This is a genomic window from Luteolibacter flavescens (assembly GCF_025950085.1).
Classification (GTDB): Bacteria; Verrucomicrobiota; Verrucomicrobiia; order Verrucomicrobiales; family Akkermansiaceae; genus Haloferula; species Haloferula flavescens.
In genome coordinates, this window is record NZ_JAPDDS010000006.1 from 42,198 (window position 1) to 62,035 (window position 19,838).

Here is a 19,838-nt window from a genome sequence, read left to right on the forward strand (position 1 = left end):
TTCGAGCTATCGCCGCCTCACTGGATTCACCGAAGAGATCGAATCGTGAATAACGCGAAATACCGCGAAATTTTCAGATCGGATTCTCTCCCTTGCCTTTGGATTTCGCGCATCTTCGCGTCCTTTCGCGGTGAAATAAAAGGCCCGAAACCTTCAAGCTGCCGTTACCCGCGATATCGAGTAAGCGGCCACGACCTCGCGTGAAAACGCTCCATCACCATCTGGCCTGCAACACCCGGTGATCAGCCTTCACACGATGCCCGTCCAGACGTGGCACCTGACCTGCGATAGCGGGCTGCATGACCACGAAACTCCTGATCAAGTGGGCCGGCATTGCCGCAGTGATCGGTGCACTCCAAGCGCCACTCTTCGCACGCGATGACGGCAAGGTCGGCAAGATGGAGCCGGCCGACTTCAGGAAGACCACCGAGAAAGCAGGAGAGAAGATCGCAGCCCTGCTCACCGTCGACGCCCCATTGTCCGCCGTCGACCGGGCCCTGATAGGGGAGCTGGCACTTGTAGGCCTCGCCCAATTGCAAGCGAGCGAACTGGCCGCGACGAAAGCGCGGGCAACCGAGGTGAAGCTGATCGCGGAAGAGGAAGCGAAGGAGCAGAATGCCATCGCCGCCAAGCTCAAGGAAGTCGCCACCAGAAAATCCCTCACCTTGCCCACCGAACTCGACGACCAGGGAAAGGAGCTCTTGGAGAAACTGGAAGCCATCGGCGACGGCTTCGACCGGCTCTACCTGCAGGAAGTCGGAGTCCGCGGCCACGAGGAACTCAAGAAGACCATGACCAAGGTCCAGCTCCAAGCGACCGACCCCACGCTCAAATCTCTCGCCGCAATGATCCTGCCCCTCATCGAGATCCACATCACCGTGGCCCAGGATGAAATGGCGACCCTGGGATAAGTTCACCAGAAGCCCGGCGCAGCCGGCTTGGACGGATGGCGAAGCACGTATAAAATCCGCCTTCTGCGACCGGCCTAGCTGGAAGCTCGCCGCCACTGGCCCGCTTGAAAAAAATTGTATGTTCTTTTGAGCCGCAAAAAGTTGCCTGTCTCCCTGAATCCGGGCATTGTCAGCAGATCAATCCCACGGGATGAGTCTTAGATGAAATCGACTGTGGTGGTTTCGATTGTGTGAATTTATTGTGACGGTAGGTAGATTGATGTGGTGATTAATATAGTAATGAGGTTCAACTTTGCTTTCTTGTTTTTACTGTTTTCTCCCTTGGAGGCTTCAGTCAGGGATTCCGCGATTGATGAGTTGTTGCTTCCAATGGTTTTATCTTACGTGCAAGGCGGGCACAATGACAAGATAAAGTGGGATGATAATAGAAATGGTGGATATCTGCTGCGATTGGAGATGGACGTTACGGGGGATGGTAGATCGGAAGTATTTATTGCCTCAACGCTGAATTCAAATAGATGGGGTCACTCATGGGATGTTTTTGATTTTACGGAGAATCGGATGCTTCGTCCGTATGACGAGTCAATCTCATTTGGTATTGCGAGATCGGTTACTAAAAATGGACAGACGTCACTTGATGAATATCCTTTTGGAGACAAAGAGCGTCTTCGGGTAAGTGATGAGAAGCCCTACGAAATCATCCAGTATTGGTTTTCTTTTCCTCGGATCACTGAGGATAAAATCTATGTGAGTGAGGAAGAGGCAATAAAAATTCGCTCAGCTAATCCCCGCGAACTTCCGAACCTGCAAGCGATCCTGCTGGCTGATTACTTGGTAGATCCAGACGCGAAATGGAAGGATGTTGTCGGCTATGGAATTGATATGAGCGATTGTTGGTATCTGGATGAAGATAAGGTAAGAGCCGAGAACAACACGGACTTCACTCCTCAAGTGGCTCTGTTACACCTCGGCCTCGCCCCAGCGACGCCCGAAAATCAAAAAAAGGTGAGCCGGCCAGAAAAAGCCGCCATCCCCTCCCGCTTCAAGGAACCGGCGGCCAGAAAGGCAAAGGAACCACCGCTGACAATAAACGGCGAAATTCTTTCATCCAGGCGATGGCCATGGGTGGCTGTGATGGTCGGGGCTGCGCTTGGCCTCCTTTGGGTATTCCTAAGAAAATGGAGGTGACGAGTCCCGCTTCCACGTCGTCTCTCTGAATTGCCAGTGAAAATCATGCGACCGGGCTGGAATCTGCGCGTCACTTCCTCGGCCTCCGGATCCGACGCATGCTGCTCTCCCCGCGCCGCCAACCCATCGTAAAGCACCTCACAGCCCGACGGGCTTAGGACGGAAGCACCGTCAGAACGAAGCGGCGCATCAGAATGCGATTGGGCGACCAGCGAGAGGGCTCATCCAAAATTTGCGGGGAAGCTGCCGGAAATCAAAACCGGCGGTCGGGGCGCTCGGAGAAAGCGTCTCTTTTCGTCTCCGCAGTCCTCTCAGGGAGAGGATGGTGGGCAGGGCTGGATTCGAACCAGCGTAGGCGTTAGCCAGCAGATTTACAGTCTGCCCCCTTTAGCCACTCGGGCACCTACCCATTTGTATCGGCGGGGGCAAAGAGCTATGGAGGGGGGCGGGCTTTGGCAAGGGAAAACCGATCATTATTTGCGATGGGCGGGGTTTATTTTCGCGGGGAGCTGTTAGGGAGGGTGCAGGAGGGGTGAAAGCGGGGAATTCCTGGTTTTGGCTGGGGCTCGAGGGGGGGTGAGGGGAGGCTGCTGTGGCGGTGGGTGCCGGGGATGATGGGGGGAGACTTGTGGAGGCGTGGACGGGGTTGGAGACCGCGGGCGGTGGGCGTGGTCTTGTCTTGATCCGGGAGGTCGGTTGGTTGAGAAAAGGGATAGCGGTGGATTCCGTGGGAAATCATGCGGCCATGAATGAGCGATCAAAGGTGACGGCGGGAGTGGGGGAGGGTGGATGCGCGTTCGCGAGGGCGGATGGCGGGGTGATGGCGATGGTGCGGCAGCGGTGGTTTGGGATCGGGGTGTGTTTGCTGGCGATGGGGGTGGGGGCGCTGACGTTTTCGCTGGGATTTCCGCAGTCGGGGCCGGGGCGGAGTGCGGAGGTGATGGGGGTGATTTTTCAGGGGCCTTTCGGCGGGCGGGGGATTTTCCCGTGGTTCGGGCCGGTATTGTGGTCGGTCTTTCCGTGGACGGCGCTGGTGCTGCTGGTGTCCCATCCGTTGCGGCCCAGGGCGGTGACGATGGTGACGACGTGCATGGGCGGCGCGCTGTGGTGGCTGATGGGGTGGTACGGGATCGCGGTGGGGTAAGGCCGGAGGGCGGCGCAGGCGGAGCGTTGGCTTTCGCTGGCCTTGGGCATGCGGGCGAGGTGGCCATTGGAAGCCGGGCTCACCGGTGGGCATCGTGGTCCGCATCGCTCCGCGTATGGTTGAGGGCGTGACGGAGGGGGCTGTCGCGGGGATACTCGCCGGCTAAAGCCAGCGCTCCGCCTGCGGCGCTCTCCGCACCCTCGGTATGTCCGCCAGTCCGGAAAGCGGGGCCTTGTATTGGAAGAAATCGGGGGTATGCCGGTGGGCATGTTTGCGATGCGTTCCCTGATGCCGGTTTGCGGGTCTTTTGTTGGCGCGGCCCTCGTGGTCGCGGGGGGCTTGCAGGCGCAGGAGAAGCCGGCTCCTCCCGAGGGAAATCCCGCGGCGGCCGAGTCAAAGCAGGCGCCGCAGGAGGTGCCACAAAACACGCCCGCGCCCGCTCCAGCCCCGACAGGTGCCGAGACGCCACCGGCTGCGGAGGCCAAGTCGCTGGCCCGGACGGTGAAGGTCCAGGCGGATGCGTGTTCACAGGCGTCGCTGCGAGGCGATTTCGAGGCGTCGCTGCCCTTCGTGCCCAAGAAGCTGATGGACCTGATGGGTGGCCGCGATGCGCTGAAAAAGATGATGGAGCAGGGCCAGGGCGAGTTGAAGCGCCGCGGCGTGACGATCGACTCGGCGACGACGGCGATGCCGGAGGAGCCAAAGAATCACGGCGGCCTGCTGGTGACGCTGGTGCCGACGACGACGCACCTGACGACGCCGCAGGGCAAGGTGGTGGCGACTTCCCACCTCATCGCCATCTCGGAGGACGGCGGCGAGCGCTGGGTCTTCGCGGATACGGCGACGGTGAATGAGGAAAAGCTGGCGACGCTCTACCCGGCGCTGAAGGGCAAGGTGAAGATTCCTGCGGCGACAGCGCGGATGGTGGGGGAGAAGTGAGGGGGCTAGAATGAGGTGTACCCCACGGGGCTCGACGGCCTTAGGCGATTGAAGACATGAACATCCAATATAGGGTCATAAAGAAATTCGCTTTTTTGATATGTACGATTATCGGTATCGTCTTCATGTTTGCATGGTTCAGTGGGAGCGAGGTTCGGGCATTTGTGAGGATGCAGAATGTCCCCATCGAGTTTCACGGTAAGGTTGTTGACGAGAATGGTGCTCCATTGGGGGATGTTGATGTGAAATATAAGGTCCTTTCGGGATCGTACATCTTCAGTGGACCGAAGCAGGTTTCCTTCAATTCATCGGTCGTCACAAAGAGTGACGGGTCTTTCTCAATTGGCCGCCGGGCTGGCATGATTTTGATAGTGGGGCCCCTGGGGAAAGGAGGCTATCGCGATGTCCTGAGCGATGGTCGTAGTTTTGGTTATGGTGGGGTTCCTCAGCCTCACCTTCCGGACGTGGCAAATCCCGTGGTTTTTCTCATGGTGCCGGAAGGAGCTGCCCGTCTTGAGAAGATAGATTCGCCACGCCTTTCATTTGCCTGGAATGAGGGATCAATCAGGGTCCCGGTGGCAGGTCTGGGAACTTTGGTTTTGGATCCGGTGCGGGCTGTGGAAGTGCCTGTCCTAGGTGAGAAATTCGATTGGAAGATTGGATTGAGCGTCGAGGGTGCGCAGATCGTGGACTGTGGCATCGAGTTTCCGGTCATTGCTCCGGATTCCGGCTATGTCGGGAATCTCAAATATGAAGCATCCAAGGATGATGAGGAGTGGCCTTCCATGCTGAGACGATACATTGCCTTTAAAAGTGATACTGGAGAATATGGATTGATTGAGTTGGGGATCTACGTCGATCGACGGAATCATCGAGTCAACGGGACGCTGAATATTATCAAGAATGCTTCCGGTGCGCGGAATTTGGATGAACCTTAGACAACATCATCTGATTGGAAAAGATCGCAGGGTGTAGTGATCCGATCTTGTTGCTCGCTGGCTGAAGCCAGCGCTCCGCCTGCGGCGCGGGAAAAGAAAAGCGGCGACATTGCTGTCGCCGCTTTGGTGAGCCTGGTGCTTTTGCTTTCCCGGTCCGGTATCAGCGGAAGGGATCGGCGAGCGGGTCGGGGCCGCTGCGGTTGGTGAAGACGGGGACATTGTCCCACTCGAATTCCCAATCGGGGAAGCCCTTGGTGATGCGCTCGCGGATGGGATCGACGATGGCCTCGGTGGTGAAGATGGGGAGAATGGGGCGGCCATTCCCGGCGGTGCGGTATTCCTTGTCCTTTTCCTCGACGAGGAGGAGGAAGCCGACGACGCCGCCGGGGCGCTCGCCGATGGCGAGGTCCATCTCGAGCTCTTCACCGGCGCGGACCTGGATCCAGTCGCCAAAGACGAGCGTGCCCATCGGGCCGGGGTAGGCGTCGCTGCCTGCGGCGGGCTCCCACTTGTCCTGCACGGGGGCCTGGAGCTCCGGGCGGGCGGCCACGAGGCGGAGGCGGCCCTTTGCCTGCACGGCGATGTAGTCGTCCGCGGAGCCGACGAAGCGGAAGCTCATGGTGCGGGGCGCCTTGATCTTGCCGCGGTAGTGGGCGAGCCAGCCGGAGGGCTTCATCTTGTCGCCGGCGCCGAAGAGGGCCGGGCCCTCGTCCGCGGGGCGGAGGGGGATGGCGAGCTGGGTGAGGTAGAGGGTGTCGGGCGCCTTGAAGAATTTCCGGAAGGCGGAGTCGCGGAAGCGGCGGTTCTGCAGGTCGTGGGCGCGGGTGATGAAGTGCTGGGCATTGCCGATATCGTATTCAACGGCCTTGCCCTTCTCGTCCTGCTTGAAGTCGTAGAGGTGTCCGGCGAGGGCGTCGGAGCGGTCCTGCTTGCCGCCGAAGACGGAGGTGGAGACAAAGCCCTGGCCGACGCCGGGGCCGCTGCCCATGCCGCTGCCGGAGCCAAAGCCCTTGCCAATGCCGGTGCCGCGGCCGCCGCCGGCACCACCGCCGGAGCCGGAGCTGGCGTCGGACATGGCCATGGGCATCGAGGCACTCGCGAAGTCAGGGGAAGCGTCCGGCAGGGAGAAGGAGGCGGGTCCAGCGACCGCGATGCGCTTCGAGAGGGCGGGCGAGGTCATCATGCGCTGCTGCGCCTTGATCTTGCTGACCGTCTGGCCCTCGTTGCCGCCACCACCGCCGCCGCCGGGGAGGAAGTCGATTTTTTCCTCGGGGGGCTCGACCCACTTCACGAAGTAGAAGACCGCCAGCATGAGGAAGACGAGGTGGATGATGACGGAAATGGAGAAGGCTCCGGCTCCGAATCGGCGGGGGCGGCTGGGGGTGACGTAGTCGGATTCTTCAGTCATGAGGTCACAGGTCTGAACGCAGGAGAAGGTAGGCTTCTTGGATGGATTTGCGCGCGAAATTCAAGGGTGCCAAGGCAAAGATTGGGAAATCAGGGGTTTGTGGCGTGATTTACTATGGAAAGTGGTAGGGGGAACGGTGGGAAATTGTGCGCGGTGATCGGTGAAGGACATGAGAGCGGCCCGTGGGCATCTCCGGGGGCGTGCAGCTTGCTGCGGAGGGATATGGCGACAACGAAACGGGCGAAATTGACGAAAGGAAGAAGTCGGGACGGGGGGATGATGAACCGCCAAGACGCCAAGGTCGCGAAGGAAGGTGATTGGGGTGATTGGGGTGATTGGGGTGATTGGGGTGATTGGAGTGATTGGAGTGATTGGAGTGAGGGGATTTTTGTCCCGGTGGGGACCTCAGGATATTAGCCGGTGGCGTGAGCCACCGGGTATCTGGGCAATGATGTATGCCGCCCCGGCAGGGTCGGCGGATGCGGCCGGTAGGGTGTTCCTAGTGGGGGCGATCGGGGATGGGGGCTTCTGTCGCCCCTGCCGGGGCTTGTGTTTTCGTTGGCGACGCGGATCCGGTGGCTCACGCCACCGGCTAATATCCGATGCCCCTGCCGGGGCTGTGAGCCGATGCTCCTGCCGGAGAAAAGCTGCTGCCTCTGCCTGGGCCGAGAGCTGGTGGGAGGCTGGAGGTCAGTGAAGGAGACAGGGGAGAAATGGTGAGAGCCTAGGTATTTTTGTAGGTCTAATAAGTTTGCCAAGGAATACATGGTTTGTTTGATGGCTAGCCATGGGATGGCGTCTCTTGGAAAAGAGAAAGGCGTCTTTTCATCGAAAAAACATGCGTATTCAAGATCCCGGATGACCGGGGGACGCGGAGGTAAACTAAGATCCATTTCGCCAGAATATACATGCCAAATTCCAAGTTTTCCATTCCGCGCGACGTGTCGGAGTGATAGGAGGATGAATAGGCGAAATCCCTGAAAACCTGTGGGATCAAGGGGTCGCATCCGCACCCGCAAGGACAGGGCCGGTCTCTTGCCGCCCGCTCCCGCTGCATCCTTTCCTCGCTTTCTGAACCCATCCCCCGTCCGCCATGCCACGATACCTCGTCTCCTTCCTCGCCACGACGCTCGCCGGATCGGCGGTCGTGGATGCGGCACCCTCGGTCACGAAGCTGAGGTGCGAGGACTTGGCAAATCCGACGGGCGTGGAGGTGGCGCAGCCGCGGCTGAGCTGGTGGATGACGTCGGACGTCCGCGGCGACACGCAGTCGGCGTATCAGGTGGTGGTGGATGGCGTGTGGGACTCGGGGAAGGTGATGTCCTCGCAATCGATCCACATCCCGTACGCGGGGCCGGCGCTGGAGCCGGGTCGGCGCTACGAATGGCGCACGCGGATCTGGGATGCGGAGGGCGCGGCCTCGGCGTGGAGCGAGACGGCCACCTTTGCCACCGGCATCCCGTCGTGGTCCGGGGAGTGGATCGGGCAGGAGAGCGCTGCGTGGCATGCGGGGATCGCAAGGGCTCAGTGGATCTGGTTCCCCGAGGGCAGCCCGGCGAGCAGCGCGCCGGTGGGCACGCGGCACTTCCGCCGCAGCTTCACGCTGGTGGAGGCCCCTACCCGGGCGAGCTTCACGGTCGCTGCGGACAATGGCTTCGAGGTATCCGTGAACGGGACGAAGGCGGGCGAGGGCAGCGATCTCACTCACCCGGGCCGCTTCGACATCGCGCCGCTGCTGCGGGCGGGCGAGAATGTGATCACCATCACCGCGTCGAATATCGGCACCGGTGCGAATCCCGCGGGCCTCATCGCGGGCTTGAAGATGGACTTCGCGAATGCGGCACCGATGGAGATCCACACGGACGCGCGGTGGCAGGCGAGCACGGACGGCAAGACGTGGAGCGCGGCGATGCCGCTGGGCGGCTTTGGCATGGCGCCGTGGGGCACGCTCCACGGGCGGAATCCCGCGCGCTACCTGCGGAAGGATTTCACCAGCGATTCTAACAAGGAAATCGCGCGTGCCACGGCGTATGTGTGCGGGCTCGGTTTCTTCGATCTCTTCCTCAATGGCGAGGAGGTGTCCGACCATGTGATGGACCCGGCGCTGTCCGACTACTCGAAGACGGCTTACTACGTCACCTTTGACGTGACGGACCGCATCCGGCCGGATGCGAATGCGGTGGGCGTGGTGCTGGGGAACGGGCGCTTCCACGCGCCGCGGCTGAGCGAGCCGGCACCCACGCAGCACTTCGGCTTCCCGAAGCTGCTGCTGCAGATCGACATCGAATACACCGATGGCACGAGGGCGACGGTGGTGAAGAGCGACCCGACGTGGAAGATGACCGACGACGGCCCCATCACCGCGAACAACGAGTACGACGGCGAGGAATACGACGCGCGGAAGGAGATGCCGGGCTGGGCGGCGGCGGGCTACGATGACTCGGCGTGGGCGGCGGCCACCGCCGTGACGGCACCGGGCCCGCAGGTCGCGCCGCAGATGATCGAGCCGATGCGCGTGGTCCGCGTGATCGAGCCGGTGGCGATTACGAATCCCACGGAGGGGAAGTACATCGTGGACATGGGCGAGAATTTCTACGGGACCATCCGCCTGAAGGCGAGCGCGCCGGTGGGCACCACGGTGAGCATGACCAGCTCGTATAGCCTGAATGCGGATGGCACGCTGAAGATCGCGGACAACCGCAGCGCGCTGTGCACGGACCGCTACACCTTCAAGGGCGAGGGCGTGGAGGTGTGGACGCCGCGCTTCAAGGGGCAGGGCTTCCGGCGCTTCGAGGTGAGCGGCCTGCCGGAGGCACCCGTGCTCGCGAATTTCGAGGGGCTGGTGATCAGCACGGATGTGGAGGACGCCGGGGCATTCGAGTGCTCGGACGAGCTGCTGAATGACATCCACCGGTCGGTGAAGCGCGGCCTGCGGATGTTCCTGCGGAGCGCGCCGATGGACCCGGACCGCGATGAACGGCAGTCGTGGATGGGCGATCCGGCGAAGGACGCGGAGAGCGGTGCCTACAATTTCAACGTGGCGGCCTTTTACTCGAAGTGGATGGACGACGTGGCGCGCTCGCAGCGCGGGGACGGCTCCATTCCCGACGTCTCGATGTATTGGAACTGGGGCGATGGTGTGGAGTGGGCGAGCGTCTTCACCATCCTGCCGGAGTGGATCGGGGACTTCTACGGGAACCCTCGTATTTCAGCGAAGCACTACCAGGCGATGCGGAAGTGGGTGCTGGCGATGCGCCGCCACGAGGAGAAGGACGGCACGCTGCGCGGCGCGAGCTACGGCGACTGGTGCGACGTCTCCACGATCACCTCGGGCATCAACAACGGCAATACTTCCTCCGCGCTGATCTCGTCCGCCTACCAGTATCACAACTACCGCATCATGCAGCGGCTGGCGACGACGCTGGGCCGCACGGCGGATGCCGCGACCTTCTTCGAGCTGGCGAACAACCTGAAGGTGGCCTTCAACGCGCGCTTCTACGATGAGACGACGCATGTCTATGAGTCGGACACGCAGTGCGCCTACGTGCTGGCGCTGAAATTCGGCCTGGTGCCGGACGGGGACAGGCCCGCGGTGCTGGCGCGGCTGGTGGATGACATCATGGTGAAGCACCACGGGCATCTCACCGTGGGCCTCATCGGCATGCAGTGGCTGATGCAGGTGCTGGGCGAGGAGGGCCGCTCGGATGTGGCGTGGACCATCGCGACGCGCACCGCGCGGCCGAGCTGGGGCTACATGCTTTCCAAGGGAGCGACGACGATCTGGGAACGCTGGGACGGCGACACGCGTGATGCCTCGATGAACAGCGAGGCGCTGCTCATCCTCGCGGGGAACCTCGACGCGTGGTTCTACCAGTATGTGGCCGGGATTCGCCCGGGCTCCACGGCATTCAAGCGCATCGTGATCCAGCCGGAGATCGTGGGCGATCTCACCTCGGCGAAGGCACACTTCGACTCTCCCTATGGCCGCATCGCGAGCGAGTGGCAGGTGGTCTCGCCGACGGAGGTGACCTTCACGTGCACGGTCCCTGCGAATGCGAGCGCGGTGATCCACGTGCCGGTGTCGAGGGTGGGGAATGCCACGATCACCGAGGGCGGCGTGCCGGTGTGGAGCGGCGGGGCCTACCGTCCGGGCGTGAAGGGCCTGGGCTACGAGGGGGCGGATGAGAAGGCGGTGCACCTGACTGCGGGCGCGGGCACGTATGAATTCCGCATCACGGGCACCTCGCTGGTGAAGCCAGGTACGATCATTCTAGTAGATAATGACAGCCCGGGTGCCCGCCTGCGTGGGAGCTGGACGCGTGGCACGAGCACGGAGGTGGACCAGCGCCACGGGGCGAGCTTCTCCTTCGCGGTGGCGGGCACGGGTGACTCGACGGCGGAATTCCGCCCCTACATCCCGGCGGCGGGCAACTACAAGGTGCAGGCGCGCTGGACCTCGCACTGGAACCGCGCGACGGATGCACCCTTCACCATCCGTCACGCGGGCGGGGAGACGACCGTGAGGCGGAACCAGGAGGAGAACGGCGGGAAGTGGGTGGACCTGGGCACCTTCGCATTCGACTTCGGCGCGGAGGGCAGGGTGACGCTGACGAACGATGCGGACGAGCACGTGATCGCGGATGCGGTGCGCTTCGTCCCCGTGGATCCCGCGGATACCTCGCTGATCTCCGGCGATGGCTTTGACGGGAAGGACGTCCTTCCCGACGCCTGAATCATCCCGGCTCGTCAAATGCCGCGCGGCCGGTACCGTGCTTGAGTGGCCATGCGTCCGGTTTGCCGATGGAAGTCCTTCTGGTTCGGCGTGCTGATCCTGGCATTCCTTGCATTCGCATGGTGCCGTTCGATGAATCATCGGGACACCTTGGTCGGCCACTATGGCCCGTGGGAGGGAGGCATCCTCAGCGGGAGCGGTGCGCTGAAGTATGTCGGGGAGTTCGACCGGGAGAATGAGCGGGACCTCTACTTCTTCACGATCACCGCCCGCCTGCCATCGGAGGACGGGCAGGTCTTCGCGAAGGCGTGGTCGCTGGAGGAGTTCGGGCCATCCATCGGCTACTGGTTCCTCATGCTGCTCTTCGCGATTCCGTGGGGCGCTTTTCTCGCGTGGCGCTTTCGCCGGCAACGCGCTCTGGGGAACTCATGATCACAGGGGCGAGGGAATCTCTGATTCCTCAGTTTCATCAGTGGTTGATGAAAACAGCATTCGAGTATGACTCGGGCCGGTCTAATGACCGGCGCTCCCAGGGGAGGTGACCGGATCAGTCGATGGTGAAATCGACTTCCGTCTTTTGTCCTTCGAAGCGGGTGAAAGTGCCGATGCCGAATGCCTTGATCTCGCTTTCGGGTGCGGTGAGCGACCACTTCTTCTCCCCGCCTTGGAAGACACTGTAGGTGATCTGGCTGCCGTCACCGGAGATGCTCCAGTTGTAATCCATCTTCTCCTTCAGATCGATGAACTCGGTCTTGAGCTTCTCCTCGCCCACTTCCATGACGATGAGGTAGCGCGCATTGTCCTCGGCGGAGGAAACGCCGACCTTGATGGTGCCGGAGCGCGGCGAATAGGGGACCATGGCGATCTTGCCGAGGTGCAGCACCGGGGATCCATCGACGTTGCCGCCGGCATTCTTCATCTCACCCTTGATGCGGATGCGTGTCTGTTGCTTGCCTGCGGTGACGGTCACGCGATGTTCGTCGAAGATGCCCTTCATCTTCGGATCGATCTTCATCTCGCGCCGGTTTGCGGTCCACGGATGGATGGCCACTTCCTTTGCGGTGATCGGTGCAGGCTTGCCCTTGGCGCCTTGGGCCGAGGCGATGTCGGCGGTGATGAAGAGGGCGAGGACGGGCAAGAGCCGACAGAGGAAACGGAGATTCATGGCGAGGGACATGACATCTTTCCAGACATGCAAAAAGGACAATATTGGAGATGGGAGGTGACGATTCTTGAGTTGTTCCGCCGGGTGGGCGAGTGTGTCTTTTTCGGTGTGTTTTCCCGCCTTTGGGTGACGGATGGTGATGTGCTGTCGATTTGTCGAAACGGGCCGTTGGCCGCGTGCTCCTAGGGCAGCACAAGGATCGGCGGAGCCGGGAGCGCTGGCTTTAGCCGGCTTGGACGGGCGGGCGAAGTGACCATAGGAGCTGGGCTTCACCTGCGGCCATCGTGGTCCGCATCGCTCCGCGTGCGGCGAAGCCATATCGCGGCGGTCTGCTGCCAAGACACTCGCCGACTAAAGTCAGCGCTCCGCCTGCGGCGGCTGGGAGTGGGTCGATGCGCGCAGTCAGGGATTGTCCGGGCCGGTCTGATGGCCAACGCTCCCATGGGCGCTGCACTTACTCGTCGGAGATGACGACCTTGCGCTCCCTCTCGGGGGCTGAGGGTGGTTTCTCAGGCAGGGGGCCGGCAGCTTTCCGCTTCTTCTTCTTCTTCTCGTGGTAAAACCACACGAGTTGCAGTGCGGAGACGATGATGACGTAAAGATAGAGGATGCGGTTTCGAAAGTTGGTGTCCTCGATCTGCGTGTAGAGAATTCCCCACACGGAGCCGACGACCACCGCGAGAGTGATCCGGATGATGATTTCTTTCCGATTCCGCATTTGCCTTCCTAATCCTCTGCTTCCCATCACGGATGATATCTCCCGGCCGGGTTTGCAAGGATGGATGAAGCCGCCGCATCCTCCGGTTGTGCGGACGCGGGGATGGTGGAGGGTAGGGGATGGCGGGTGAGCGGCATTTCGACTTCGTGGTGATCGGTGGTGGCAGCGCGGGCTATGCGGCGGCGCGTGTGGCACGGGAGGCTCGCGACAATGTGGCGATCATCGATGGCGCAGAGCACCTGGGCGGCCTCTGCATCCTGCGCGGCTGCATGCCATCGAAGACGCTGATCTATTCCGCCGAGGTGCTGCACCTGGCGCAGCGCGGGCGCGAATTCGGACTGGTGATCCCGGAGGCGCGCGCGGACATGGCCGCGATGCAGCGGCGAAAGCGCGAGGTGATCGAGGACTTCGGCTCCTATCGCCGCGGCCAGCTCGAGGCGGACCACTTCACGCTGATCCGCGAGCGCGCGAGATTCGTGGATGAAAGGACCGTGGTGCTGGAGCCTTCCGGCGACCGCATCACGGCGGACCACTTCATGATCTCCACGGGCTCGGTGGTGAATGTGCCGGACGTTCCGGGGCTGGCAGAGACGCCGCACTGGACGAGCGACGATGTGCTGGATCTCGATTTCCTGCCGGAGTCCGTCATCGTGCTCGGCGGCGGCATCGTGGCCTGCGAGTTGGCGCAGTTTCTCCGTCGTGCGGGATCGCGCGTCATCCAGATCCAGCGCAGCGGGCGCATCCTGCGGAATGCCTCGGAGGATGCCGCCGCTGTGGTCACGCAGGCCTTCCGCGACGAGGGCATCGAGCTGCACACCGGCACCGCCATCCGCGGGATCCGTCGGGAGGGCGATCAGGTCGTGGTCACCTACGACTGCGACGGGAAAGCCTGCGAAGCCCGCGCCACGCACCTGCTGAATGCCCTCGGACGACGGCCCGCGCTCGACGGCCTCGGCCTGGAAGCCGCAGGCGTGAAGACCGGCGAGTCCGGCATGATCACCGTGAATGAACACCAGCGGACGAGCAATCCCGCCGTCTATGCCGGCGGCGATGTCACGGGCCCGCACGAGATCGTCCATCTCGCGGTGATGCAGGGCGAGCTCGCGGCACGGCACGCGACGGGCAGGCCCGCCGAGCCGATCGACTACGACCACCTCACAGGCGTCACCTTCACCGACCCTCAGGTCGCCTCCGCAGGCATCACGCCCGCGGACGCGGAGAAGCGCGGCATCCGCATCAAGTCGGCGACGTATCCCTTCGACGACCATGGCCGCTCGATCCTGATGGGTGCGACCTATGGCTACGTGAAAGCCTGGGCCGACGTCTCCACCGGCAAGCTGCTCGGTGCCGAGTGCGTGGGGAAGGACGCGGGCGAACTCATCCACGGCATGGCCATCGCCATCACACTCGGTGCCACCGCTCGCGACCTGCTCCGCGTGCAGTGGTATCACCCCACCCTCAGCGAGATCTGGAGCTATCCGCTCGAAGACCTCGCCGGGGAGTGATGCCTACAGCGTTTTTCAGAACGTGGTGACGCGCACGCGGCCGAAGCGCTTCGGCCCGGTCGCGGGGTCGATGAAGGTCACGCGTTCCCAAGTTCCATCGATGGAGACGGTGGCGACGGGTGCGATCTCCAGCGCATGCAGCGCGTCGAGCGACGAACCTGTCTCCACGGTGTAGGTGATGACGGGCGAGCTGGCGGCCTTGCGGCGGACGAATTCGATCACGAGCCTGCCTTGCGCATCCGGGTAGATGCGTGGCAGTCCGGCGCTGCCGCCTTCGGGCATCACGCTCAGGTTCGCGCTGTCCAGATCACCGGCATCCGGAGCCATGTTGAAGGCGTACTTCAGCAGGTTCTCCACGCCATCGGCGGAGGGGCTGCCGTTGTCCTGCGAACCATTTGCCGCCAGTCCGTGCAGGAAGCGCCAGTCATCGAGGGGAGTAGCCGGTGCATTGGATCCGCTTTCAAATGCGCCGATGTCCGGCGCGTCTCCCCACGAGAGCGCCTGTGGCGGAATGATCTGCCGTGCGAAGGGCGCGGTGCCGTCTATCTGCTCCCAGCTTACCTGCATGGCGGCTCCGACCGCGGCCTCGTAGTAGCCGATCCACAGCGCATGGCGGCCTGCGGTGAGCTGCACGGTGCCGCTCACATTCCGCACCGAGTGGGCTCCATTGTTGTCCACCACCACATTGCCATCGATGGCGAGCACGGAGCCGTCGTCGCTCCGCGTGGTGAAGCGGTAGGTGGCCGTCTCCGGCACGGTGATGAAGCCGGTCCACAGCGCGGCGACATTGTCCACGGCGAGCGGGATGCCGAGTCCGCCGAAGATATTCCCGCCCGACTCGCCGCGATCCAGCACGCTGCCATCGCCCGCCGTGGTCTCCGTGCCCGCGCCGAAGTCGATGCGCGGAGTGGAGAGGGTGGCCACCGGAGTCAGTGCCTCCAGCGCGCCGGGCGCGGTGAGCAGGGTGGTGGTCGGCGTCGTTGCCAGCGCGTAATAGTGCCCCAGCAGGCCGGTGTTTCCGGCACGTGCCACGCCGCGCTGGTCGATGCGCGTCCCGGGGATGGAGATTCCTCCATTGTTCGCGATGCTGCCGGGCCGCAGCGCCATGGTTGGCGTTGGGCCACCATTGTCGGACAGGATGTCCAGGCGGAGCTGGGATGCGGTCACGCCGGTCAGGTTTCCCTTCACGCCATTGACCAGCCCGCCGCTGCCGCCCGCACCTACTAGATTGTTCGTAGATTGCGCGGAGAAGGTCCCGCTGCCATTGCCGCCGGATGTCACCACACCGTCGGTGCTGTTCCCGGCGAGGATGGAGTTCACCATCGTCACGGCCGTCTGGTAGATCCAAAGCGGGCCGTTCGGGCCGGTATTCCCGCTGATGGTCACGTGGCGCAGCGTTGCTTGAGTGGCTCCGATGCCGAGGGCGCTCGCATGATTGGCGGAAGTGTTCCCGGTGAAGGTCGAGTTTTCCGCGAGGAAGAGCGGCGATTCTCCCCAGCTCTGGATCGCGCCGCCCTCGGTGCCGGCATGGTTTCCCGTGAAGGTGCAGCCGCGCACGGTCAGCGCGCCGTGGCTCCAGATACTACCCCCATGGTCGATGGTCCGGCCGCCGGTCAGCGTGAGATTCTCCAGCCGCAGCGAGCTGCCTGAGGAGACATGGAAATGCCGGAGCTGGACCCCCGGAGCGATCGCCAGCGTGATGCGCGATCCGGAAGTGGGGCCCACGATGGCAACGTCATGATTGTAAACTTCCATCGCGCTCGCCGTGCCCGCGTTGTTCCACTGCGTGGACATCGTGATGGTGCCGCTCAGCTCCGGCGCGAAGGTGATGACGTCCGTGCCCGCGCGTTTCTCGGCGTGGTAGAGCGCCTCGCGCAGGCTGGTGCCGGTGCCCAGCTCCGGGACGCTCGCGCCATCGTCCTCATCGACCAGCGTCGTGACGACCAGCGAAGGCGCGAGCACCTGCCAGACACTGCCGATCCCGTCCGCAGATCCGATCCGCTCGTAGCAATTCCCGGCGGCGTTTCTCAGCAGCACCTCGCCATTCGCACGGGGATAAAGCTGCACGCCGGAGGCATCCGCGAAAACGGGTCCGTCACCCTCTGCCCAGCGATACACCGCGTGATCGGCTGTGCCGCCTTCATTGAGGAGGAACCACGTCGCTCCATCCCCGGCAATGACATGCGCCATGACCTGCCAGGCGCTGCCTGCTCCCGTCGCTGATCCCGCCCGGGCTTCCACGCTTCCATCCGCGCGGCGCACCAGCACCGTGCCCGTGGCAGCCTTGCCGATTTCCTCGCCCAAGCCCCCGCCGATCCAGACGGCGGGCTGGCCCGGCTCCTGACGGTAAACGCGCAGCTCGCTGCCGATCGCCACCGGTCCCAGATACCACTCGGCATTGCCCGCGGTGAGGATGGTCCCGTAGCTCTCCAGCCCGCGCTCATACGCGCCGATGTCCACGCCGGTGAAGCGCACCCTCGGCCTGCCTCGCTGGTCGGTCGCGGCAGCCCCGGTCACGGTGCCCGCGTCTGCCGCCGGGCTGCCCTCCAGCAACGCGAAGGTGAGGGTCGGGCCGCCATTGTCGGCCAGCTCTCCCAGACCGGGCTCGGTCACGCCGACGATGTTTCCATTCACACCGTCAGTCAGGTTTGACGAGCCGCCGGTGCCGATGAGGTTGTGCGAGCTGGCGGCGGTCAGCGCATGTCCGCTCAGGTCCGAGGCGTTGCCGTTGTAGGCGTTCGTGTTGTTGACCACGATCGAGTTCGTGAGCGTGACCCAGTTGGCCGAGCCGGAGCTGGACAATCCTGCCGCGTGGATCGCGATGCGGTCGGCGGTGTTGCCGCAGATGGTCGTATTCACGATCTCCGCGCGTCCCTGGCTGTCGATGGCGCCGCTGAGGAGGGTGTGGTTGTTCGTGATCGTGCAGTTGACGATGCGTGCGTTCTTTTCCCAGGAGTTGAAGATCGCACCTCCCGATCTCGCGGAGCGATTGTTCCGGAGGGTGCAGCGCTCGATCAGGAGCGTGCCGGAGTTGAAGACGGCGGAACCGGAGTCCCCATGGCATCCGGAGATCGTCAGGTCCGAGATGGCCAGGTTGCCATTGACCATGAACATGCGGAATGATCCGCCGTTGCCGTCCAGGGTGATGCCTTCGTCACCGGGCAAGCCGCGGATCGTCAGGTTTTTGGTTACGGTGAATGCCGTGCCATTGGTCGACTGGGTCACCTGCAGGGTCTGCCCTGCCAGCGCGGGGGAGAAGGTGATCGTCTGCGGGCCGGTGAAGCTGTTCGCGCGATTGATCGCTTCCCGCAGGCTGCGGCCCGTCCCCAGCGTGGGATCCGGGCTGCCATCGTCCTCATCCACGGCGGTGGTGACCGTCAGATCCTCCTGCACCACGTAGAGGGTGAATGCTTGCGTGACTGTCTCGCCGAAGTCGTTCCGTGCGGTGATGGTGAGCGGGTAGGTGCCTTCCGAGCCCAGCGCCGCGGTCCCGTGGAGGTCGCTGTAGCCGGCGGTGATCCCCGTCGGCAAGGTGCCGCTCACCTGGACCACCGGCGCTGGATCCCCGGTCGTCGTGATGTTGAACTGCGAGTTCATCCCCACCTGGAATGTGGCCGCATTCGTGCTGGTGATGGCAGGCGGGACGGCCCCGGCGGTCACGACCAGCTCGAAGGACTGCGTCGCCGTTTGGCCGAATTCATTCCGCGCGGTGAAGGTGAGCGGATAAGTCCCCGCGGTGCCCGAGGCGGGATTCCCGATGAGGGCTCCCTGGGGATTGAAGTTCACCCCCTGTGGCAGGTTTCCCGTCATGGTGATGACGGGAGCCGGGGTCCCGCTGGCCGTGATGCTGTGGGTGAGGGGCGAATGAACCCTGAGGGACACCGATGGCGCGCTGGTGAACTGCGGCGGGACCACATGCGTCAGCAGCATCTCCGTGATGCTATTGCCCAGCGAGGACACGATGTCCTGCGCACCATCCCCGTCCAGGTCTCCCGTGTTCAGTTGGAAGCCGCCCCTGTTCAGGGGCTTGCGGGTGCCAAAGGTGAAGCTTCCATCCGCCTGTCCGCGCAGGATGACGGCGTAGCTCTCCAGGACCACGGAGGAGTCTGCCCAGAAGACGAGATCCGCTCTCCCGTCGCCGTCCATGTTTGTGGCGAGCAGGCTGGCATGTGCCGGCACGAAGGTGTCATTCGCAGGCCCCGCCCCGTAGATGGCCACCCCGTTTACGCCATAAACGGTCCCATTGTTGAAGATGGAGCCGAAGGTGCCGTCGCCATTTCCCATGACCACGCCGACATTCTGGCCGGCAGGGAGATTGCCGCTCTCGTCGGCCACCAGCAGGACGGCGAGGTCGGTCTTGCCGTCGCCATTGAAGTCCCCGAGCGCGGTGCGTCCGGTCGGTCCCGGCATCTGCATTTCCCGGTGGCGGGCGAAGGTGCCGTTCCCCTGGTTGAGGAAGCTGATCACGGTTCTGCCCCCGTTCGGCGCGCTGACCACGAAGTCCGGCCGGCTGTCGCCATTCAGGTCGGCGACGCTCAGCGACCGGGTCATGGTGTAGCGCGTCCGGGCGGAGGCATCGAAGGTATTCCTCTGGGTGAAGGTGCCATCGCCATTGCCGGTCAGCGTGGTGACCAGTCCCTCCATGGCGTGATTCAGGTAGCCGGTGGCGATGATGTCGGCCTTTCCGTCCTGATTGAAATCGACGATCTCCATCGAGACGGCACGCAATCCCAGATCGGTCACCTGCTGCGGCAGGAAGCCGCCATTGCCGTCCCCGAGCAGCACGCTGATCGTGGCGTCCCCCAGGTTTCCCACGATGATGTCGGGATGCGCGTCGCCATTGACCCGCGCGACCTTCACCTGGGTGGGTGAGTCCCCGGTGTTGAAGAAGGTGGCGGTGCCAAAGGTGCCGGTACCAGTTCCAAGCGCGACCGCCACCTGGGAGCTGTGGATGGTGCGCACCATGTCCAGCTTCCCGTCGTGGTTCACATCGGCGAGTGCCGTCGCGTAGTTGGAGTTCGGGGGAAAGGTGACTTCATTCGACCTGAGGTGGTATCTCAGGTCGGGATTGGCGGCATGCAGGCCCGCCGTCATGGCGAGGGCCGACAGCCAGCCGGGCAGGAATCGTGATGCGGGGAACCGGGGGAAAGCAGTCATGTGCTGGAGAGATGAGGCGATTTGATTTGCTCA

At 63.1% G+C, this 19,838-nt stretch carries 12 protein-coding genes and 1 tRNA gene; 7 read left to right on the forward strand and 6 right to left on the reverse strand.

Annotation, left to right across the window (positions count from 1 at the left end; genetic code table 11):
- Positions 1-299 precede the first annotated feature (299 nt).
- Positions 300-911 (forward strand): DUF4142 domain-containing protein, encoded by a 612-nt coding sequence (locus OKA04_RS12120; RefSeq protein WP_264501431.1) that lies wholly within the window; start codon positions 300-302, stop codon positions 909-911.
- 279 nt (positions 912-1,190) lie between these two features.
- Positions 1,191-2,099, forward strand: a complete 909-nt coding sequence (locus OKA04_RS12125; RefSeq protein WP_264501432.1) for a hypothetical protein — start codon at positions 1,191-1,193, stop codon at positions 2,097-2,099.
- A 323-nt stretch (positions 2,100-2,422) separates the two neighbouring features.
- Here OKA04_RS12125 and OKA04_RS12130 read toward each other — a convergent pair.
- A tRNA-Tyr gene (locus tag OKA04_RS12130) sits at positions 2,423-2,508 on the reverse strand.
- Between the two features lie 545 nt (positions 2,509-3,053).
- Positions 3,054-3,326, reverse strand: a complete 273-nt coding sequence (locus tag OKA04_RS12135) for a hypothetical protein (protein WP_264501433.1) — start codon at positions 3,324-3,326, stop codon at positions 3,054-3,056.
- A 184-nt stretch (positions 3,327-3,510) separates the two neighbouring features.
- Here OKA04_RS12135 and OKA04_RS12140 point away from each other — a divergent pair, with 184 nt between their 5' ends.
- Positions 3,511-4,182, forward strand: coding sequence for a hypothetical protein (locus OKA04_RS12140; protein ID WP_264501434.1), 672 nt, complete (start codon positions 3,511-3,513; stop codon positions 4,180-4,182).
- 56 nt (positions 4,183-4,238) lie between these two features.
- Positions 4,239-5,120 (forward strand): hypothetical protein, encoded by an 882-nt coding sequence (locus tag OKA04_RS12145; RefSeq protein ID WP_264501435.1) that lies wholly within the window; start codon positions 4,239-4,241, stop codon positions 5,118-5,120.
- A gap of 160 nt (positions 5,121-5,280) precedes the next feature.
- Here the strand turns inward: OKA04_RS12145 and OKA04_RS12150 are convergent, their stop codons facing one another.
- A complete protein-coding gene (locus OKA04_RS12150; protein WP_264501436.1) occupies positions 5,281-6,528 on the reverse strand; it encodes a hypothetical protein in 1,248 nt (415 codons plus the stop codon).
- 1,093 nt (positions 6,529-7,621) lie between these two features.
- On the opposite strand from OKA04_RS12150, the gene OKA04_RS12155 reads away from it, so the two are divergent.
- The gene (locus tag OKA04_RS12155) at positions 7,622-11,260 is read left to right on the forward strand and encodes a family 78 glycoside hydrolase catalytic domain (protein WP_264501437.1); all 3,639 of its coding nucleotides are present in this window, start codon (positions 7,622-7,624) and stop codon (positions 11,258-11,260) included.
- 51 nt (positions 11,261-11,311) lie between these two features.
- Positions 11,312-11,692 (forward strand): hypothetical protein, encoded by a 381-nt coding sequence (locus tag OKA04_RS12160; protein ID WP_264501438.1) that lies wholly within the window; start codon positions 11,312-11,314, stop codon positions 11,690-11,692.
- Positions 11,693-11,807: 115 nt separating this feature from the next.
- On the opposite strand, the gene OKA04_RS12165 is transcribed toward OKA04_RS12160, so the two are convergent.
- Positions 11,808-12,425: a hypothetical protein gene (locus OKA04_RS12165; protein ID WP_264501439.1), complete on the reverse strand. Its 618-nt coding sequence runs from the start codon at positions 12,423-12,425 to the stop codon at positions 11,808-11,810.
- 454 nt (positions 12,426-12,879) lie between these two features.
- A complete protein-coding gene (locus OKA04_RS12170; protein WP_264501440.1) occupies positions 12,880-13,143 on the reverse strand; it encodes a hypothetical protein in 264 nt (87 codons plus the stop codon).
- Positions 13,144-13,262: 119 nt separating this feature from the next.
- On the opposite strand from OKA04_RS12170, the gene OKA04_RS12175 reads away from it, so the two are divergent.
- A complete protein-coding gene (locus OKA04_RS12175; RefSeq protein ID WP_264501441.1) occupies positions 13,263-14,648 on the forward strand; it encodes a dihydrolipoyl dehydrogenase family protein in 1,386 nt (461 codons plus the stop codon).
- Positions 14,649-14,663: 15 nt separating this feature from the next.
- On the opposite strand, the gene OKA04_RS12180 is transcribed toward OKA04_RS12175, so the two are convergent.
- Entirely contained in the window at positions 14,664-19,805 is a 5,142-nt protein-coding gene (locus tag OKA04_RS12180) for an FG-GAP-like repeat-containing protein (RefSeq protein WP_264501442.1), read from the reverse strand.
- Positions 19,806-19,838: the final 33 nt, after the last annotated feature.